We start from the raw sequence: 18,330 nt of genomic DNA, 5'->3' as shown, positions 1-18,330 counted from the left end.
CGGCTCAGATGCTGTAGCCGCCCGCGACTTCGATGGTCTGGGCATTGATCCAGCTACCGTCCTGCGACAGCAAACTGGTAATCACGCGCGCGACGTCCTCCGGTTCACCTACCCTGCCGAGCGCAGTCTGCCCCGCAAGCAAGACCTCGAACTCGTCGTTCAAGCCGCCGCCAAGTTCGGTACGGATCGCGCCGGGGGACACGGCGTTGGCCCGAATCCGTCGTTCGCCAAACTCCTTGGCCATGTAACGCGTGAGCACCTCCAGCCCGCCTTTGAACGCGGCGTAAGGCGCCACGCCCGCCGTGGCCACGCGAGTGGTCGCGCTGGTCAGGTTGACGATACTCGCACCGTCTGCCAGCAGCGGCAGCAATGTCTGCGTGAGGAAAAACGGGCCTTTAAGATGCACATTGAGCAGGCCATCAAACTGCGCTTCGGTGACGCTGGCCAAAGGGGTGAACAGACCATACCCGGCATTGTTGACCAAACCATTCAGCATGGTGATGCCCCAGGTTTCGCGCAGGGCAAGTGTCACTAATTCGCGAAACCCGGAGAAGCCTGCAACGTCAGACACATCGAGCTTGAGCGCAACCGCCTTGCCTCCTGTGTGCTCAATGCGCTCGACGACCGACGCTGCCTCTTGCGCATGACGGTTGTAGGTCAGGATGACGCCCATGCCCCGTTGAGCAATATGCTCGGCGGCGATGGCGCCGATCCCGCGACTCCCACCTGTAATGACGATAACGCTCATGTACTGATCCTCAGGACTTCGAATGAGGACACAGCGTACTGATCACCGTGGCGCTGAACGCACCCGTTCCTGTTCGAAACCTGCCTGTTTCTGCTTTTTGCTTGCAGCACACCAGCCTCTGCCCTCAGCATGCATGGCATGGACAATCATCTAAACGAACTCAGGTCACTCGCGGCCAAGGCTGAAAATCGGCGAACCGAAACCGGCATTCCTCGCGTGGCTATGGTCAAGGGCAAGATCCCCGAGCACATGCTCGCGGCGGTCTATGGCCCGATGATCAACGTGATTTTGCAAGGCAGCAAAAGCATGACCGTGGGCGACCGCACGTTGCGGTATGACCCCGCGACCTACTTCGTGATGTCCATCGACCTGCCTGCCGCGGGCTCGGTGCACCCTGCCGAAACCGGGGAACCGTATCTGGCCGTAAGCCTGACACTCGACCCAGCAGTGTTGTCCACGCTGTTCGCCGACCTGCCCAAACCTGCCAGCCGCGTCGACGCTCACCCAGGATTTTCGGTCGCATCAATGACCACCGAACTCATGGACGCGTGGGTTCGAATGTTGAGGCTCATGGGTGATGCCGATGCCATCGCCGCGCTTGCCCCGGCGTACGAGCGGGAGATCATTTTCCGCGTGCTTCAGGGCCCCCTTGGCTGGATGCTGAGAGAGATCGCGGCCCCCGACAGCGCAATGGCCCGTGTAAACCTCGCGATCCAGTGGATCCGCCGCGATTTCGCCCAGCCCATTGGCGTAGAGCGCCTGGCCGAACGAGCGTCGATGAGCGTCTCGGCGTTTCACCGCCACTTCAAGGCTGTCACCAACCTGAGCCCGTTGCAGTATCAGAAACGCGTGCGATTGCTTCAGGCCAGAACACTGATGGTGGCGAATGCGAAGAGTGTGATGGCGGCTGCTTTCGAGGTCGGCTACGAAAGCGCGACGCAGTTCAGCCGTGATTATGCAAAGTTATTTGGGCTTCCTCCCTCGCAGGATGCGAACAGGATCCATGGAAAGCGAGAGTGATAGCAGGCGATTGAGCCGAATACCGCTGGTGGCTGTGACTGACAGCTATCGGCCAACAGCAGTCAGTCAGACTCCACACAAATCTCACGCCACAGCTATGAAAATCAGTTACGGGAGTACTCTCTCAAAGAATGGAGTCCGGAGTATGGCAAGCACGTGAGGCTGGGGCCGGCGGAAAGTATGTTGCAGAAACGGACTAAGGGTTGACCTGGACTACACTCCCGCGCGTAAGACTCGCTACTCTATAGCGTTTATGCTTGACGGGAACAAATCAAGCGTGTCGCACAAGAACTCTTAGGGCGGCAAATAGTGCAGCCGAGATCCTCCACAGACGGACCTGGTATGAAAAGCCGTTTCGATCTAAACAAACCCCATAATCGTCTCTAGAGCGATGTTCGGTCGACACCTTGTACAATCTCACTTGTTACAAAACCCACCCCGCAATGATCGCAATAAAACCCATCAACCAGCTGCTCCAGCGGCGCTGCTTTCAGAAGGGCAGGCTTGCATTCATCAACTGCTAGCTGATCCAAGCGTTGATAGCCTGCTTTTTCTTCCCCATTGAAGCGTTTTTTTGGGCTTGCTGCTCCTATCAGAATTCCCTTTGGTCTGACGTGTTGGACGGATCCACAGCGGGGGCAGGATTCCATAGGGTTTTGGTTCATGGCATGACCTGATTTGAGAGGGGCGAGAGTAATGATACCGATGAACTCAAGAAATCCTTTAACCAATGTCGTAAGAACTGACTTCCAGAGCAGTGAAGATGATTCCGTATATCTACGGACTTCACGTAGATACGCCCCGTCCCTATCGACGCTGACGTTTTCAGACAGCCTGGGTCGATTGCTGCCCGTCGCACAGAACCGCAATCGGCGAGAAACAGCCCGTCACACCCGTACGTTCAGGATCCAAAGCCGTCGATCTCTGAGGTAACCACTGCCAATTTCCCCCCACAACGTCCGTCCCTTCTTACATTACGCCGCCAGCGTCCCCGCAATAACCTCAGCGATTGATCGCAGTCGCACACGTGCCTTCGGATCGTCTTGCCCGGCCTCAAGCAACACAAATTCAGCATCAGGCAGCGCGGGCAAAACGCCTTTGGGCGCCTGCACCATGTCCGGCTCGATCAAGGCCGAGGCGTTGAGGCAGCCAATCCCCAGCCCTGCCCCAACGGCAGCCTGTAAGCCCGCGACGCCTGAGGCGATATGCGCAATGACATAGGGCCGTCGATGCAGGTCGAGTTGCTGACGTACCAGCCGGTGCAGCGAACAGGTCTCAGGCAACAAAGCAAGTTCAAGAGTCTTCTGCTCACTCGACAGGGGTTGCCCGGTGGCCATGACCCAGATCAGCGGCTCGGTCCGAAGCACGCGAGCGTCGTTGAGTGTCCCGGACGCAGAGCCGGCAATCCGCATCACGATTGCAAGATCGAGGGCACCGTTGCGGTAGGCGGCTATCATCTCATCGCTTTTGCCCACCTGAGTGCGAATCCTTAAGCCTGGATGCTGCTGGGCAATTCGGTTCAGCAGGCCCATGAGATGACTCGGTCTAAAGTAATCCGAGATGCCGAGATTGAGTTCGCCTTCAAGCGCAATGCCGTGCATGTCACGCCATGCCGCATCGGACAACGCCAGTATCTTGCGCGCGTGGGCCACCATGCGCTCGCCCGCTGCGGTCATTTGCACCCCCCTCTTGCTGCGAACAAGGAGTTGCCCGCCGGAGGCCTCTTCAAGTTTGCGCAACTGCTCGCTCAGTGAGGACTGCGACAGAAATCGAGTGGGCACAGCCGCTGAAATGCTGCCCGCATCGACGACCGCTACCAATGTTCTGAGCTGTTCGAAATCAAAACCACGCATGTTTATCCATCCGAAAAAACGACGATAACTATCGCATCATACGGCTTTTCCAATGGAAGGAGTGCTCTCAAAATGGCAATCATCACCCCACCGAAAGGATACCGTCATGCCTTCTGTCACGCTTCAGTTATCTGGCCCACGCAACCCCGATCTCGGTCAAAAAGCGATGGCGCTGATTAATCAGCTCACTGCCGAGGTGCTGGGCAAACAACCTCAACTCATGGCGACGACCGTTCAATACGTCGCTGATGAAGACTGGTTCATCGCCGGCCAACCCTTGTCGGTGACTGGGGGAAGTGCGTTTCACCTGGTCATCAGCATCACCGATGAGACCAACATCAAAAAGGAAAAGGCGCTGTTTCTGGCACAGGTTCATGCCGCGCTGAAGCAATTGATGCCTGGCCTGCACGACGTGTCTTACGTGCATCTCGTCGATGCGCGCGCAGCCGCTTACGGCTATGGCGGGCACACCCAGGAATGGCGTCACCAGCAAGCCGGCGTTTGACAGGCAACGTTTGCTCGCGATGAGGTTGAATGCAATCTGCCTGATATGTGCGGTGCGCTTATCGCGAGCAAACTCTGCTCCCACAGGAATCACTAATGACGTGGGACCGGCTTTAGCCGGGAAAACGGTATTTCTGCCGATGAAGATTCATCGTCTGTCCCGGCCTCTTCCCGGCTAAAGCCGGTCCCACGTCGTCAATCAGCTTGCGGGCAAACATAGAACCTCTCATAAGTCCGACGGAATACCGGCCTCTTTGCAAATGAGTTCGCGGAAATTATGTCTGCTGGCCGACGTGTGCACCATTAACTCTAAACGGCTACCCTGTTGAATTACCTCAGGAGGAATAGCCCGTGATCAAGAAAGTCGGCCCCACTGAAATCAAACTCAAACACCGCGCCTCCTGCCACTGCGGCGCGGTGTTGCTGGAACTCGACTTACCAAACGGCATTGTCGATCCTCGACGCTGCGATTGTTCGATGTGTCGCCGCAAAGGTGCCATCGTTGCCACGGTTGCGCTGGATGGCATCAAGATCATTCAAGGCCAGACCCAGCTCAAGCTCTATCAATTCAATACCCGCACGGCGCAGCATTATTTCTGCGGCAACTGCGGGATTTATACCCATCACCAGCGGCGCTCTTCACCGGATCAATACGGCTACAACCTCGGCTGCCTGGAAGGCGTGAACCCATACGATCTGGGGCAGATCAAGACCAGCGACGGGGTCAACCATCCAGCCGACCGCGAGCCACCGAGCAACGCGTCGGGCTGATTATTACGGCCTGTTCTGCCAAACAAAGTCAGTGCGTTGCGTGCAATGGACACCAGGCATCATGTTACGCAAGCGGTTTGCCCTCTGGCCGGATCTTGAACCAGATGGAATACATGGCAGGCAGGAACACCAGTGTCATGACGGTGCCGCCCAAAGTACCGCCAATCAGGGTGTAGGCCAGCGTGCCCCAGAATACCGAATGGGTCAGCGGGATAAAGGCCAGGATCGCCGCGAGTGCGGTGAGCAGCACTGGGCGCGCTCTCTGGACAGTCGCTTCTACCACCGCATGGAAAGGATCGAGCCCTTCTTTTTCGTTTTGATCGATCTGTCCGATCAGGATCAATGTATTGCGCATGAGGATGCCGGACAGCGCAATCAGCCCCACAAGGGCATTGATCCCGAATGGCTGGCCGAACAACAGCAAGGTCGGAACCACGCCAATCAGCCCAAGTGGCGCCGTCAAAAACACCATCACCATCGCCGACATCGAACGCACCTGAAGGATGATGATCAACAACGTGATCGCGATCATGATCGGGAATAAAGGTGCCAGTGCCACGGTGGCTTTCGCCGACTCTTCGATCGATCCGGCTTGCTCAATGCGGTAACCGTCAGGAAGGCTATCGATGATGGGCTGCAGCGCCTTCATGATATTGGCTGACACGTCCGGAGGCTGCAGATTCTCGGCGATATCGCCCCGTACCGTGATCGTTGGCACACGGTCACGGCGGCGCAGGATGGGGTCTTCCATTCGCACGCCCACTTCACCAATCTGGGACAGAGGTACGCGCTGACCAGCAGAACCTACCAGTGTGAAACCCTCGATCTTTGCCGGGTCCAGACGGATATCTCCGGCTGCCCTCCCCACCACTTCGACCGATCGAATGTCTTCGCGCACAGCAGTAATGGGAACTCCCGAAAGCAGAAACTGCAATTGCTGGGCAACTGCGCTGGACGTTAGCCCGACTGCCTGCAACCGGTCCTGATCCAGAGAGAAATGCAGTGTTGGCGTGCGAGGCCCCCAATCACTGTTGACTGTGCGCATCATCGGGCTCGCCATCAGGACGGTTTCTACCTGCCTGGCGATGTCGCGCAGTGTGTCGGGGTTGGGTCCCATCACCCTGTAAGCAACAGGAAAGGGTGAGTAAGGGCCGAATACCAACTGCGTGACCCGAATCCGCGCTTCAGGCGCCAAGCCCTGGGCAACAGCTTCGCGGATGGTGTGCTTGAGAGAGTCGCGGGCATCCTGAGTGTCGGTCAACACTACGATCTTGGCGAACGATGGATCAGGCAGCTCCGGTGCCATCGCCAGATAAAAACGCGGCGAACCCTGGCCGATATAAGACGTGACGATTTTTGCTGCATCCTGCTGTTGCAGCCACGCTTCGATCTTCGCCGTCGTGGCGCTGGTTTGCTCGATAGACGTGCCATATGGCATCTGAACTTCGATCAATACCTCCGGACGATCCGAGGTCGGGAAGAATTGTTTTTTAACCAGTCCCATGCCGATGATCGCCACGGCGAATGCGCTGATGACCGCGCCTGCTACCCACCATTTGCGCGCGATGACGTGAGTCAGGACTCGTCTGAAGCGGTTGTAGTGAGCAGTGTCATAGATAGCGGCATGACCGCCTTCTACGGGTTTGATATCAGGCAACATTTTCACGCCCAGATACGGCGTAAAAACCACTGCGACCACCCACGAGGCGATCAATGCAATGCCCACAATCCAGAACATGTTGCTGGTGTATTCACCCGCAGTTGACTGAGCAAAACCGTTAGGCATAAAGCCAACGGCAGTGACCAGCGTACCCGCCAGCATCGGTGCCGCTGTATGGCTCCATGCGTACGCTGAGGCCTTGATACGGTCGTAGCCCTCCTCCATTTTCACCACCATCATTTCGATGGCAATAATGGCGTCGTCCACCAGCAGCCCCAGTGCCAGGATCAGTGAGCCGAGGGTTATACGATCAAAGTTCTTGCCCGACGCCTCCATCACCACGAAGACGATAGCAAGGGTGAGTGGCACAGCCGCCGCGACCACCACGCCCACTCGCCAGCCCATGCTGAGAAAGCAGACCAGCATCACCACCAGCAACGCAACAAAGAACTTGATCATGAACTCGTCAACGGCGGAACTGATGTTGACGGACTGATCGGTGACCTTCGACAACGTCATACCCAACGGCATGCTTGCGTTGATTTTCAGCGTCTCGGCATCCAGCGCCTTACCGAGGTCCAGACCGTTCCAGCCCTCGCGCATCACAATTCCCAATAGCAGAGCCGGTTCACCCTGGTTGCGAACCATGAACGTTGCCGGGTCTTCATACCCGCGCTCAACAGTCGCAACGTCTGAAAGCTTCAGTGTTCTGGCCTGGACCACGATGGGTGTATTGCGGATCTTTTCAAGCGTGTCGAAGGCGCCATCCAGGCGCAAAAACACCTGAGGTCCGCTGGTCTCAATCGAACCGGCAGGTGTCAAAACGTTCTGGCTGTTCAGTGCCGAGAAAATGTCCTGTGGCGAAATACCCAGTGTCGCCAGCCGCTCATGGGAAAACGACACAAAGATGCGCTCGGTTTGCTCCCCAATGATGTTGATCTTCTTCACGCCGGGCACATGCAGCAGACGTTGACGCAGTGATTCGGCGTCGCGAACCAGTAACCGCTGAGGCTCACCTTTTGCTTTTAGCGCAAAGAGAGCGAATGTCACGTCCGAGAACTCATCATTGACCATCGGACCGATAACACCGGATGGCAGCGTGCGCGCAGCATCACTCAGTTTCTTGCGCGCTTGATAAAACTCTTCCTGCACTTGGGAAGGCGGCGTTTTATCCAGCAGTGAAACCATGGTGAACGCCAGACCTGGACGGGTGTAAGTTTCGCTTCGGTCATACCATTTGAGTTCTTGCATACGCTTTTCAAGCGGCTCTGCGACCTGGTCCTGCATTTCCTGCGCAGTGGCGCCAGGCCAGGCGGAAATAATCGTCATCTGCTTAACGGTAAACGGCGGGTCCTCTGCACGTCCCAGCTTGAAAAATGACAGCGTGCCTGCCACCCCGATCAAGATAATCAGGAACAGCGTGATGGACCGTTCGCGAACGGCAAGCGCGGAAAGATTGAAGCGACCGCTGCTCATTGCCTTGCCCCTGCTATGCCATTAGAGCCTGGTTGCGACACCAGTACTTCATCACCGTCATGGAGCAGATGTGCGCCCAGCGCCACAACCCGCTCTCCGGGCTCGAGACTGCCACTGACGCGTGCCGATTCATCACTTAAACCCAGCAGTTGAATTGCGCGCCACGTCACCGTTGCAGGTACGCCTGAAACAACCCAGACGCCCGGTCCGTTGCCGGGGTCATGGATAGCCGCCACGGGAACCGCAAGCGCAGGCCCGCCAGCCCCGTCATCAGCGATGCTCAGGGTGACCGTAGCACCCAGCGGCGCGTCGGCATGTGCGCCTTCGAGCACATACCGGGCCTCGAAAGTACGAGTGAGCGGGTCCGCAGCGTCAGAGAGAAGTCGCAATCTTGCAGGAATGACGCTCGTATCACTACCGTACAGCCTTGCCCGAGCTTGGCTACCTGGTACCGGACGCAGTGTTTCGGGGAGGTAGACGACGGCCTCCCTCTGCCCTGTTTTCGCCAGCCTCACTACGGCCTGCCCTGCACTGACAACCTGTCCGGGTTCGGCCAGGGTTTCTACGATCACTCCGTCGGCATCGGCCAGCAATGACGAGTAACCCGCAGCATTGCGAGCAACGTTGGCTTGAGCTTGCGCAGCGCTCAGTTCTGCTTTTGCGGTGTCGGCCAAGGACTTGATCCGGTCGTAAGTCGACGCGGAAATGGCGCCTGACGCGATCAGATTTCGATTACGGGCCTCGTCAGATGCCGTCTGCCGCGCACGCGCCTCGGCGGCCGCAACGGCTTGCTGTTGGGCGCGGAATTGCAGATCAAGATCGATAGGGTCAAGGCGCATCAGCGGTTGACCACGCTTGACGGTCTGGCCCGTATCAACCAGACGCTCCAGCACCTTCCCGGATACTCGAAACCCTAGGTCGCTCTGAACACGAGCAACCACGACCCCGGTAAACGAGCGAGATGGATCAACGGCGCTGGTGACCGTCGCCGTCCTCACCAGTGGAGGTTGGTTGCGCGGGTCGCGTACGTTCGAGGACTCGCCGCATGCTGCCAATAGGAAAGGCAGCAAGCCAACGACAAGGATTGCGGAGCTGGGCCGGAACATGGGATCCCTTACTTCAGTAAGTGAGAAGGAATCCAATTCTCTATTTAGTGACCAATTTAGTCAATGGTCACAAATCAAGGCGCAAGACTTCTCAGTATCAACGCTGATAAAAGCACGGGCGCCGTCGCTACGATGTGCAGGTTGTATTGCAACTGGACCGGGCTGATGTAGGGACGCATTACCAGGTGAATGGCCTGGACCGCTTCATCCAGCGGGGTCTTGCGCTCGAACTCGCCCGACTCGCGCCCTTCCAGCACGATCTGCTGGATAAGCAGACGCAGACGCTCGTCGTGGGCGACGGCTGAAGGCCACTGATCGCGTGCGGCAACAGAGGCTATGTCATAGAGTTTGCGGTCATGGAAAAACAAGTCACTACCCGCCTCCACAATTGCCCGAAACAGGCGCCGCAGCTTCTCGGAAGCAGTGGGGGCATCGTTAATGGCCGTGTCCACAACGGCCATGATCATCGCAAGCCGGTTAGAGCAAATCAGCTCTCCGATGGCCTGCTTCGAGTCAAAAAATTTGTAGATGTAGGCTTTGGAAAAACCGATCGCCTTGGCAAGGTCGGAGACCGTGGTCTTCTCATACCCATAGTGTCCGAAATGTTGCGTGGCTGCTTCCACGACCTGGTCGCGAACGCTGTGATCGGAAGGCCCGCGCGATGGCGGCGTGCTGATTGAATTCGTCATATTTCCAGCTTAGCTCTGAGAGCACTCATTGACAACTTGTGACCAATTTATGATTTGGTCACAGCATTGATCAACTCAAGGGGTATCAAGGCGGCCGCTTCGTTATTACAGCATCGCTGATGAATAACGACCTGTTGTTGGGCGGCGCAGAAGGGAGAGATTACCATCGTCCAGACGCCCCGGTGCTGGAACGCCCTGGTTTTGGAGTCCTTGATTTTATGCCACACGCCGGACCTGTGGGAGCTGAGCTTGCTCGCGATAGAGTGCATGCGATCTCACGTGAATCGCGTATGGTCTCATCGCGAGCAAGCTCGGCTCCCACAACACTGATACCTGACATGTTGACCTTGTTCCGGCTAAAGCCAGTCCTACCAAAATGCACAGGTTAGCTTTTGTGAGCAGGCTCGCAGTGCTTTGAGTTCAGGCAGGATGTTCAGCGCTGGAAAGGATGAGTTTTTCTCGCCGAAGTGTCTCCCAGAACTCTTGAGGAACTTTGACATTCATGGATTCGACATTAGCTTTGACCTGACCGGGGACCCGAGCCCCAGGAATGATGGCCGAGACTATTTTAGGTGCGACCGCAAATTGCAAGGCAGCGGTACGTATATCGATACCAAACCGGTTGCACACGGATGTTAGCCTGGCTCGCTTTTCCAGAACTCCAGCGGGCAGTGTTGTACTGAAGTTATAACGATTTCGGCCCCCCAGGAAACCATCATTCAGCGGTGTACCCACAACCACCGATATGCCCTTGCTCGCTAAAGCAGGAAAGGTTTTCGCGATAGCGAATTCGTGATCAATAATTGAGTACTGACAGGCTAACAACACGATGTCTGGAGTCGGAACACTGGATTGCGCAGCAAGTATTGCCGCGTCGGGGGCATTGATACCAAACCCCCAGGCGCCAATAAGCCCCTCCTCCCTCATCTTCGTCAGTTCTGCCATAGCGCCCTTGGTCGCTACTTCATAGTTTTTTTGCCATGTGCCCGGCAGTTCAGTGTTATCCGGCCCCAAGTCATGAATGTAGACGATGTCTATTTTTGCCAACCCTAATCGTTGCAAACTGTCTTCTACTGAGCGACGTGTCCCTGCAGCTGTGTAATCATATTCATAGCGAAATGGCAGAGGCTCCGTCCACAAGGAATCATCTACTTTAGCGTCTGGACTCGGTTTGAATACTCGTCCAACTTTTGTTGATACCAGATAGTCCTGGCGAGGCTTGCGCCTCAAGAACTGGCCCAATCTATGCTCACTGAGCCCATAGCCATAAAAGGGCGAAGTGTCGAAATACCTCACCCCGGCCTCCCATGCCTGATTCAGTACTGCCTGGGCCTGATCATCGCTGACAGGTGCAAATATATTGCCTATTTGTGTACCGCCCATGCCAAAGCGAAAAGGTGTGCGATAACGCATGCCCTCGCGCCCTGCATTTAACGGTAACGCGGAACCCTGTAATGACCCTCGAGTGGGTAATACATAGCCCCGATCCAATGGAGAAGCTTGAGCCACTCCGGATGCAGGCCTGGTTTGATCGGCCGACGCGATACCTGGGAGTGCAGCCAGCGCAACAGCGCTACCCGCCAGCTGTATAAATTCCCGACGCTGCATGATGGACATCTCCGAAAGTAAAAATGCAAATGCCTCCGTCCCTAGTCTAAAAATGACACTTTATCAATGCAGAACGGCTGTTAGGCATCTGCATGGATACTACTCATCGAACTACCGTTTTAAAGTACTTACAAAAAAGTAAGTGCGACAATTAACAAAGACATCAATGTGTTTTTGTAAGTACATATTTCGAAAACTTCAGCCCCATAAAAACATTCTAAATACGACGTCGTTTTTTTCTACGGTGTCAGTTGCTGACAACACAAACACGACGAGAAAAATTTTATTGAGACGGGACAGGAGTATCGGTATTCATTGAGCGCCAATACTTCATTGCATATTTGTAATCTTTCAACCATCTCGTTGTTACCTTCCACTCGTCAAGATTGTGCCCACTGGCAGCGCTCGAACTTATAAAAAAGCCAGGTCGACACATAAGAAATCTGCCGATTTGAACGGAGCGAACATGACTCATCTCAACAAATTATCTTTGGCCGTGCTTTCGACAATCGCGAGTGTCACACCGCTTACTGCTTATGCAGAGGAGCAAAAGGAAGGGTTCATAGAGGGCAGCACGCTGACCGTGCTCAACCGAAGTTTCTACATGAACCGTGACCACCGCAAAGGCGAGTCAAGTCCCACCGGCAATGGCTATTCCGAAGCGTGGGCACAAGGCGTCATCGGCAAATTCGAGTCGGGTTTCACCCAGGGTACGTTCGGCGTCGGTGTCGACGCCTTTGCCATGCTGGGCATCAAGCTTGATACCGGTGATGGCCGTAACGGCGGACGCAGCTCCTTCGATGTGCTTCCGGTCGACAGTGATGGCGAGGCCGAAGACAACTACAGCAAGGTCGGCGGCGCGCTGAAAGCCAGAGCATTCGATACGGTGGTGAAGGTCGGGGATGTTTTTCCATCAACCCCGGTGGTCTCCTTTGGCGACTCGCGGCTCCTGCCTGAAAGCTTTCGCGGCGTCACGGCGACCAACACAAGTATCAGTGGCTTAACCCTCCAGGGTGGGCGCCTTCATTCAATGAGCCAGCCAGCCTCCAGCGGCATGCGAGATAACTTCGCGACGTTTTATGCAGGTTCGGTCAACGCACCGTGGGTTGCTTATTTCGGGGGCGATTACAATGCCACTGACCGTTTGAGTCTAGGGCTGTACACCAGCAGGCTGAAAGACGCCTGGGATCAGACGTACGCATCCACTTCTTACACGCTGCCACTCTCGGATAATCTGGCGCTGACCGGCAGCCTTAACTACTACAACGCGACCGACGAAGGCAAAAAGCTCCTCGGCGAATTCGACAATGACATCTGGAGTGCAAAGATCGGCCTTCAGTACGGCGCTCATACATTGGCCCTCTCGCACCAGCGAAATGAAGGCGACGATGACTTCGACTACCTCAGACAGTCCGACTCGATCTACCTCGCCAACTCTATCCAGTACAGCGACTTCAACTCGCCGAAAGAGCGCTCGTGGATGGTCACCTACAACCTGGACATGACCACCTTTGGTGTGCCCGGCCTGTCGTTCATGACGCGCTACGGCAAAGGTACCGATGCCGACTACACCAACGCGAACAGCACTTACATGCGCCGGAATGCGGATGGCAATCCACTCACTGATCAGAAGCGCTGGGAACGCGATATCGAAGCGAAATACATCGTGCAGACCGGCAACCTTAAGGACCTGTCACTGCGCGTGCGACAAGCCACTACGCGAGCGACTGCATTTGAGTCAGACCTTGATGAGGTCAGGGTGATTGTCGAGTATCCGCTGAGCGTCCTGTGAAGAGCAGTCTGAGGATTTAGCAACACCGCCTTGGAAGCTCCCGCTCTGCAATCAAGGTGTTTCAGGCGCTCTCACGAGCGCCTTTTTTTGGTCATGCCTTTCTGTGCCGCGCTGCAAAAACTGAACCTGTAGGAGCTGCCGAAGGCTGCGATCGCGGTGTATCAGGAGAAATGCTTCGCAGCCTTCGGCAGCTCCTACAGACAATGCATTTCAATCCATTAATTTGATGAGAGTGAGCTTGCTCGATTCGATTTTTCTGTCGATGAATAAGTCGCCTGTACTGACGCTATCGCGGGCAATGTGGATCGCCACCCCGGTCACTCCTACAGGGGCGACGTTTGCTGCTAACGGCACTGAAATGAGCCGCTTCCATGCCTATCCATTGATCCGGCGCAGCGATTGAGTCAGCAAAAGCGTCTAGGCTGCAGGTTACCCCCCGACCAACAAGGCCACTGTCATGCCTCCTGCGTCATCCGCACATCTGTCCGCACGCTCCGAACCGCTGCACATGGGATTTGTCATCGCCTGGCTGTTCTGCGCCCTCTTCTACTTTGTTCAATACGCCCTGCGCTCGGCGCCCGGGGTGATGATGCCGGAACTGACCGAAGCATTTGGCCGCGACGTGGTCGCAGTCAGTGCGCTGGTCGGTCGGTATTACTACACCTATTCGATTTTTTCGATTATTGCGGGCGCGGCACTGGACAGACTGGGCGCCAAGTACGTGATCCCGGCGGGTATTCTGATGGTTGCCGTGGGCGCTGCACTATTCGGGCTGGGTGAGCTGCAAGTCGCGCAAATCGGTCGCCTGCTGCAAGGCGCCGGGTCTGCCTGCGCCTTCATCGGCGCGGTCTACCTGGCAACGCACGGTTTCCCGCCTCGTTATCTGGCCACTGCCGTCGGTTTCACTCAATGCTTCGGCATGATGGGTGGTTTCGCGGGACAGTTTGCGGTGGGGCCGATCATTCACGGCACCATCGCTTGGCAGCAATTCTGGTTCATCGCCGCCGGTTGCCTGTTCGTCATCGCGGTACTGGTGTTGTTCATGACGCCCAAAGGTCACGATCCAAGGCCTGCGGGGAGCAGCAACTCGCTGGGTTCGGTGCTGACGCCCTACAAGCAGGTGCTGAGTAATCCGCAGTCCTGGCTATGCGGCTTCACGGCTGGCCTGCTGTTTCTGCCGACGACGATTGGCGACATGATCTGGGGCGTGCCATTCCTGCGTGACGGCCTGGCGGTCAGCTATAGCGAAGCAGTCAATCGCAGCAGCATGATCCCTCTGGGCTGGGTGATTGGCTGCCCGTTGCTCGGTTATATTTCCGACCACATTGGCAGACGTAAACCAGTGCTGATCGGTGGCGCGACGTTGATGCTGATCGCCAGCGCGTCGATCCTGTATTTGCCGGCCGGATTTGCCCCGCCGTATCTGTTCGGGTTGCTGCTGGGTATCGGTTCCGGCGCAGCGATGATTCCCTACTCGATCATCAAGGAAGTCAACGCCGACAACGTCAAAGGCAGTGCGACCGGTGCGATCAACTTTCTGGTCTTTACCTTCAGCGCCCTGCTGACGCCGGTGTTTGGTTACCTGCTCGCGCGCATGGCGATGGGTGGTGCGTTGACCCTACCGATATTTCAGGCTGCCGGCGCCTGGTTGCTGGGTGGCATCGTCCTCGCTATCGGGCTGGCACTGTTGATTCTGGAAACAGGACCGAAAGGTCGGCAAGCGGCTGGCTAGAAGGTTTAATGAACGCCTCGACAGGCTCTGGATCGAACATTCAGGCTTGAATGACGGCAGCATGCGTATATGATCAGAGCGTAGTTGTACGATGACATATGACGCTAAGCATGCATTCATGTTTCTCAAAAAATAAAATGACGAGCGATCCACTATGACTCAAAGCAAAGCCGAAGTACTGGTCTGGGGCCAGATGCACGCCTCTCTCACTGAAGCGCTGGCCCGGGACTTTACCGTGCACAATCGCTGGGAGATTGCGGACCTGGAAGCCTGGCTCTCTACCCATGGCAAGAACATTCGCGCCATCGTCACCAGCGCTGTTTACGGCACGGACAATCAAGTGCTGGAGCGTCTGCCAAATCTCGAAGTCGTGACCAGTTTTGGCGTGGGTTACGACGCCATAGACACCGACTACTTGTCGGGCCGCGGCATCAAGTTCAGTAACACCCCGGATGTATTGAACAAGGCCGTTGCAGAGACTGCCCTCGCGCTGATGCTCTGCGTGAGCCGCAAGATCAGCGAAGCCGAGCGTTTTGTGCGAGCAGGCAAATGGCCAAACGGCAAATTCCCGCTGGGTCGTGATCTCGCAGGCAAAACCTGCGGCATTGTAGGCCTCGGCAAGATAGGTAAAACCATCGCGACCCGCGCTGCGGCGTTCGACATGAACATTGCTTATTTCCGTCGCGGCCAGGCATATCCGGATGTGTCTTACACGCATTACGCCGACCTCCACGAACTGGCCAAAGTCAGTGATTATCTGGTGGTGATCGTGCCGGGCGGTGCCGACACCGAGAAGCTGATCAGCGCTTCGGTGCTCAAGGCATTGGGTTCGGACTCGTTCCTGATCAACGTTGCACGCGGTACGGTCGTCGACGAAAAAGCTCTGATCGCGTCCCTGCAGGCGGGAGAGATCGCCGGTGCCGGGCTGGATGTGTTCGAGGATGAGCCAAATGTGCCAGCCGAACTGATCAGCCTGGATCAGGTAGTGTTGACTCCGCACATCGGCAGCGGCACTTACGAAACCCGCAAGGCCATGGCGGATCTAGTGTTCGCCAATCTGAGTCGTTACATCGATGAGGGTAAGTTGACTACGCCGGTGCTGGGTTAAACATTCGCATCTCCCCTCGCGGCTAAAGCCGCTCCTACGACGATGAAGGTCGTAGGAGCGGCTTTGGCCGGCCTTACGAATCCGTGATACCGGATTTGCCTACTGTTTCACGCATTTAACGATCGCTGGCCATGCAGCCTCGCCAAAATCACCTATCGTTCTGTTTCAGGTCGAAAAAAAGGTGAGTCTTCCATGGATATTGAAACGCTGTTCACCAAGTTACCCAGTCTCCCCAGCATTCCCAAAGTCGCACAGGACTTGATCCAGCAATTTGACAGCCCTTCTTCCAGCCTGGAAAGCATCGCTCGCAACATCGAAAAGGACCCGGTAATTTCGGCGAAGATTTTGCGTCTGGCCAACTCGTCAAGATTTCGCGGTTCACGTGAATCATCGAGCATTGAAGACGCGGCGATGCGCCTGGGATTCAACACGTTGCGTACGCTGGTGCTGGCTTCGGCGGTGACCGGTGCGTTCAAGGCCGGGCCAAGCTTTGATCTGAAAGGGTTCTGGCTGAAGAGTTTTCAGGTGGCGGGTATTTGCCGGATTCTGGCCAAGCAGAGCGGTCAGGACGCGGAAATTGCGTTTACCTGCGGCGTGATGCATGACATCGGCGAATTGTTGATCCAGACCGGCGCACCAGAAGTCGCCGAGCGGATCAATGCCGGGAGCAAGACCGGTACCCCAGGCCGCGCAGCCAATGAAACGATGCAACTGGGTTTTGGCTATCCCGAGGTCGGTGCCGAACTGGCTCGGCGCTGGCAGTTACCGGTGGTCATCCAGCAAGCCATCGCCTATCAGGCAAAACCTCTGCAAGCGCCAGCCGATGCTCCCCTGCCCCGTATCGTGGCTCAGGCGATGCTGATTTCCGATGCGCTCGAAGCCCACGGCGGTGCCACGCCCGAAGCGCAGCAGGCGGTAACCGGGCCGCTGACCGAGGGTGTTGATCTGGACGCGCTGTTCGCCGCACTGCCCGCCGTGCTGGAGGCGGACAAAGCGTTCGCAGAGCTGTTGAATTGAAGTTTGGAGATCGTTTGCAAACCTGAACCGGGCCCACCTTATCGCGGGCAAGCCTCGCTTCCACAGGAGATGCGATCTCTTGTGAGAGCGAGCCTTGCCCGCGATAAAGTCATCCTGTAGCCAGCAAAACATAGAGTCTCGGTTACTTCCCACCCAACCCCGTGATCAACGCTTTGTTAAACCCAACCGGGTCCTCCATCTGCGGCGCATGCCCCATGCCCGGGAATTCCACCAGTTTTGCGCCGGGGATCATCTTCGCCACGTCTTTACCCAACACTTTGTAATTACCCAGCCTGGCCTTGAGCTCCGGCGAAACAATATCGCTGCCGATGGCTGTGGTGTCCGCATCGCCAATCATCAGCAAGGTCGGAACGCTGACTTTCGGGAACTCGTAGAACACCGGCTGAGTGAAAATCATGTCGTAGATCAGTGCCGAGTTCCACGCCACCGCTTCCTTGCCCGGCCCTTTGCTCAGACCCGCGAGCATATCGACCCACTTATCGTATTCAGGCTTCCAGCGGCCTGCGTAATAGGTGTTCTGCTCGTACTTGCGAATGCCTTCGGCCGTGACTTTCAGCTCACGTGCGTACCATTGATCGACGGTTCGATACGGCACACCCAAGGCTTTCCAGTCTTCCAGCCCAATGGGGTTGACCATGACCAGTTGCTGGGTCTGCTGTGGGTACATGAGGGCATAACGAGTGGCGAGCATACCGCCAGTGGAGTGACCGATGATGGTCGCCTTGTCGACGCCCAGTTTGGCAAGTAACGCGTGGGTGTTAGTCGCCAATTGCTGGAAGGTGTATTGGTAATTATCGGGTTTGCTAGAGGTGCAGAAGCCAATCTGATCCGGCGCGACGACACGATAACCTGCACCACTCAAGGCCTTGATACTGTCTTCCCAGGTTGCGCCGCAGAAATTCTTGCCATGCATCAGCACCACGGTTTTACCGTTGGCTTTGCCTTGGGCGGCGACATCCATGTAACCCATTTCCAGCTTTTTACCCTGGGACTCGAATTCGAATTTGCTCAATGGATAAGGGTATTTAAAACCCTCAAGTTGCTTGCCATAGCTGGGTGTATCGGCCATCGCCCCTATGGGTAATGTCAGAGCCAGCATGAAACCGGCAATCTGTGCAGCGCGCATGTGCAATCTCTCCTGAGCCAAGAATATTCAACCCAAGGTGATACACCGCGCTTTGTGTTACGGGCAAGCAATGAAACATGAAGTAAGAGTTAAGTGCGG

The 18,330-nt window shown here is 56.2% G+C and carries 16 protein-coding genes; 8 read left to right on the top strand and 8 right to left on the bottom strand.

Annotation, left to right across the window (positions count from 1 at the left end):
* Window positions 1-4: 4 nt before the first annotated feature.
* Window positions 5-748 carry an SDR family NAD(P)-dependent oxidoreductase gene (locus ABRP31_RS10995; RefSeq protein WP_087268071.1) on the bottom strand — a complete coding sequence of 248 codons (744 nt, stop codon included), beginning with the start codon at window positions 746-748 and terminating at the stop codon, window positions 5-7.
* A gap of 138 nt (window positions 749-886) precedes the next feature.
* Between ABRP31_RS10995 and ABRP31_RS10990 the strand changes: the two genes are divergently transcribed.
* Window positions 887-1,768: an AraC family transcriptional regulator gene (locus tag ABRP31_RS10990; RefSeq protein ID WP_087268068.1), complete on the top strand. Its 882-nt coding sequence runs from the start codon at window positions 887-889 to the stop codon at window positions 1,766-1,768.
* 383 nt (window positions 1,769-2,151) lie between these two features.
* Here the strand turns inward: ABRP31_RS10990 and ABRP31_RS10985 are convergent, their stop codons facing one another.
* Both ABRP31_RS10985 and ABRP31_RS10980 read right to left on the bottom strand, forming a co-directional pair.
* On the bottom strand, window positions 2,152-2,433 hold the full coding sequence (locus ABRP31_RS10985; protein WP_130910228.1) for a hypothetical protein: 282 nt from the start codon (window positions 2,431-2,433) through the stop codon (window positions 2,152-2,154).
* Between the two features lie 309 nt (window positions 2,434-2,742).
* Window positions 2,743-3,621, bottom strand: coding sequence for a LysR family transcriptional regulator (locus ABRP31_RS10980; RefSeq protein ID WP_349970678.1), 879 nt, complete (start codon window positions 3,619-3,621; stop codon window positions 2,743-2,745).
* A gap of 106 nt (window positions 3,622-3,727) precedes the next feature.
* Here ABRP31_RS10980 and ABRP31_RS10975 point away from each other — a divergent pair, with 106 nt between their 5' ends.
* Both ABRP31_RS10975 and ABRP31_RS10970 read left to right on the top strand, forming a co-directional pair.
* Window positions 3,728-4,126 carry a 4-oxalocrotonate tautomerase gene (locus ABRP31_RS10975; RefSeq protein ID WP_349970677.1) on the top strand — a complete coding sequence of 133 codons (399 nt, stop codon included), beginning with the start codon at window positions 3,728-3,730 and terminating at the stop codon, window positions 4,124-4,126.
* Window positions 4,127-4,476: 350 nt separating this feature from the next.
* Complete coding sequence (locus ABRP31_RS10970) at window positions 4,477-4,896, top strand: GFA family protein (protein WP_349970676.1); 420 nt, start codon at window positions 4,477-4,479, stop codon at window positions 4,894-4,896.
* A 64-nt stretch (window positions 4,897-4,960) separates the two neighbouring features.
* On the opposite strand, the gene ABRP31_RS10965 is transcribed toward ABRP31_RS10970, so the two are convergent.
* The 4 genes from ABRP31_RS10965 to ABRP31_RS10950 form a co-directional block, all read right to left on the bottom strand.
* Window positions 4,961-8,032 carry an efflux RND transporter permease subunit gene (locus ABRP31_RS10965; RefSeq protein ID WP_349970675.1) on the bottom strand — a complete coding sequence of 1,024 codons (3,072 nt, stop codon included), beginning with the start codon at window positions 8,030-8,032 and terminating at the stop codon, window positions 4,961-4,963.
* The gene (locus tag ABRP31_RS10960; RefSeq protein ID WP_349970674.1) at window positions 8,029-9,138 is read right to left on the bottom strand and encodes an efflux RND transporter periplasmic adaptor subunit; all 1,110 of its coding nucleotides are present in this window, start codon (window positions 9,136-9,138) and stop codon (window positions 8,029-8,031) included. Before ABRP31_RS10960 ends, ABRP31_RS10965 begins: the two co-directional genes overlap by 4 nt.
* Before the next feature lie 74 nt (window positions 9,139-9,212).
* Window positions 9,213-9,827 (bottom strand): TetR/AcrR family transcriptional regulator, encoded by a 615-nt coding sequence (locus tag ABRP31_RS10955; RefSeq protein ID WP_349970673.1) that lies wholly within the window; start codon window positions 9,825-9,827, stop codon window positions 9,213-9,215.
* 420 nt (window positions 9,828-10,247) lie between these two features.
* Window positions 10,248-11,240, bottom strand: a complete 993-nt coding sequence (locus ABRP31_RS10950; RefSeq protein ID WP_349970672.1) for an aldo/keto reductase — start codon at window positions 11,238-11,240, stop codon at window positions 10,248-10,250.
* 661 nt (window positions 11,241-11,901) lie between these two features.
* On the opposite strand from ABRP31_RS10950, the gene ABRP31_RS10945 reads away from it, so the two are divergent.
* The 5 genes from ABRP31_RS10945 (at window position 11,902) to ABRP31_RS10925 (ending at window position 17,084) form a co-directional block, all read left to right on the top strand.
* Window positions 11,902-13,227 (top strand): OprD family porin, encoded by a 1,326-nt coding sequence (locus ABRP31_RS10945; protein WP_349970671.1) that lies wholly within the window; start codon window positions 11,902-11,904, stop codon window positions 13,225-13,227.
* Between the two features lie 238 nt (window positions 13,228-13,465).
* Entirely contained in the window at window positions 13,466-13,630 is a 165-nt protein-coding gene (locus tag ABRP31_RS10940) for a hypothetical protein (RefSeq protein WP_349972323.1), read from the top strand.
* A gap of 54 nt (window positions 13,631-13,684) precedes the next feature.
* Window positions 13,685-14,959: an MFS transporter gene (locus ABRP31_RS10935; RefSeq protein WP_349972322.1), complete on the top strand. Its 1,275-nt coding sequence runs from the start codon at window positions 13,685-13,687 to the stop codon at window positions 14,957-14,959.
* Between the two features lie 154 nt (window positions 14,960-15,113).
* Entirely contained in the window at window positions 15,114-16,067 is a 954-nt protein-coding gene (locus ABRP31_RS10930) for a 2-hydroxyacid dehydrogenase (protein WP_349972321.1), read from the top strand.
* Window positions 16,068-16,259: 192 nt separating this feature from the next.
* Complete coding sequence (locus tag ABRP31_RS10925; protein WP_087268034.1) at window positions 16,260-17,084, top strand: HDOD domain-containing protein; 825 nt, start codon at window positions 16,260-16,262, stop codon at window positions 17,082-17,084.
* Window positions 17,085-17,226: 142 nt separating this feature from the next.
* Here the strand turns inward: ABRP31_RS10925 and ABRP31_RS10920 are convergent, their stop codons facing one another.
* On the bottom strand, window positions 17,227-18,231 hold the full coding sequence (locus ABRP31_RS10920) for an alpha/beta hydrolase (protein ID WP_349972320.1): 1,005 nt from the start codon (window positions 18,229-18,231) through the stop codon (window positions 17,227-17,229).
* Window positions 18,232-18,330 lie beyond the last annotated feature (99 nt).

It is taken from the genome of Pseudomonas caspiana (genome assembly GCF_040224095.2).
Taxonomy (GTDB): domain Bacteria; phylum Pseudomonadota; class Gammaproteobacteria; order Pseudomonadales; family Pseudomonadaceae; genus Aquipseudomonas; species Aquipseudomonas caspiana.
The sequence above is the reverse complement of the archived record's forward strand: the minus strand, read 5'-3'. Positions and strand labels throughout refer to the sequence as shown.

Coding starts and splice junctions, on each gene's coding strand:
- ABRP31_RS10995 (WP_087268071.1), bottom strand. CDS start 748: ATGAGCGTTATCGTCATTACAGGTGGGAGTCGCGGGATCGGCGCCATC.
- ABRP31_RS10990 (WP_087268068.1), top strand. CDS start 887: ATGGACAATCATCTAAACGAACTCAGGTCACTCGCGGCCAAGGCTGAA.
- ABRP31_RS10985 (WP_130910228.1), bottom strand. CDS start 2,433: ATGAACCAAAACCCTATGGAATCCTGCCCCCGCTGTGGATCCGTCCAA.
- ABRP31_RS10980 (WP_349970678.1), bottom strand. CDS start 3,621: ATGCGTGGTTTTGATTTCGAACAGCTCAGAACATTGGTAGCGGTCGTC.
- ABRP31_RS10975 (WP_349970677.1), top strand. CDS start 3,728: ATGCCTTCTGTCACGCTTCAGTTATCTGGCCCACGCAACCCCGATCTC.
- ABRP31_RS10965 (WP_349970675.1), bottom strand. CDS start 8,032: ATGAGCAGCGGTCGCTTCAATCTTTCCGCGCTTGCCGTTCGCGAACGG.
- ABRP31_RS10960 (WP_349970674.1), bottom strand. CDS start 9,138: ATGTTCCGGCCCAGCTCCGCAATCCTTGTCGTTGGCTTGCTGCCTTTC.
- ABRP31_RS10955 (WP_349970673.1), bottom strand. CDS start 9,827: ATGACGAATTCAATCAGCACGCCGCCATCGCGCGGGCCTTCCGATCAC.
- ABRP31_RS10950 (WP_349970672.1), bottom strand. CDS start 11,240: ATGCGTTATCGCACACCTTTTCGCTTTGGCATGGGCGGTACACAAATA.
- ABRP31_RS10945 (WP_349970671.1), top strand. CDS start 11,902: ATGACTCATCTCAACAAATTATCTTTGGCCGTGCTTTCGACAATCGCG.
- ABRP31_RS10935 (WP_349972322.1), top strand. CDS start 13,685: ATGCCTCCTGCGTCATCCGCACATCTGTCCGCACGCTCCGAACCGCTG.
- ABRP31_RS10930 (WP_349972321.1), top strand. CDS start 15,114: ATGACTCAAAGCAAAGCCGAAGTACTGGTCTGGGGCCAGATGCACGCC.
- ABRP31_RS10925 (WP_087268034.1), top strand. CDS start 16,260: ATGGATATTGAAACGCTGTTCACCAAGTTACCCAGTCTCCCCAGCATT.
- ABRP31_RS10920 (WP_349972320.1), bottom strand. CDS start 18,231: ATGCGCGCTGCACAGATTGCCGGTTTCATGCTGGCTCTGACATTACCC.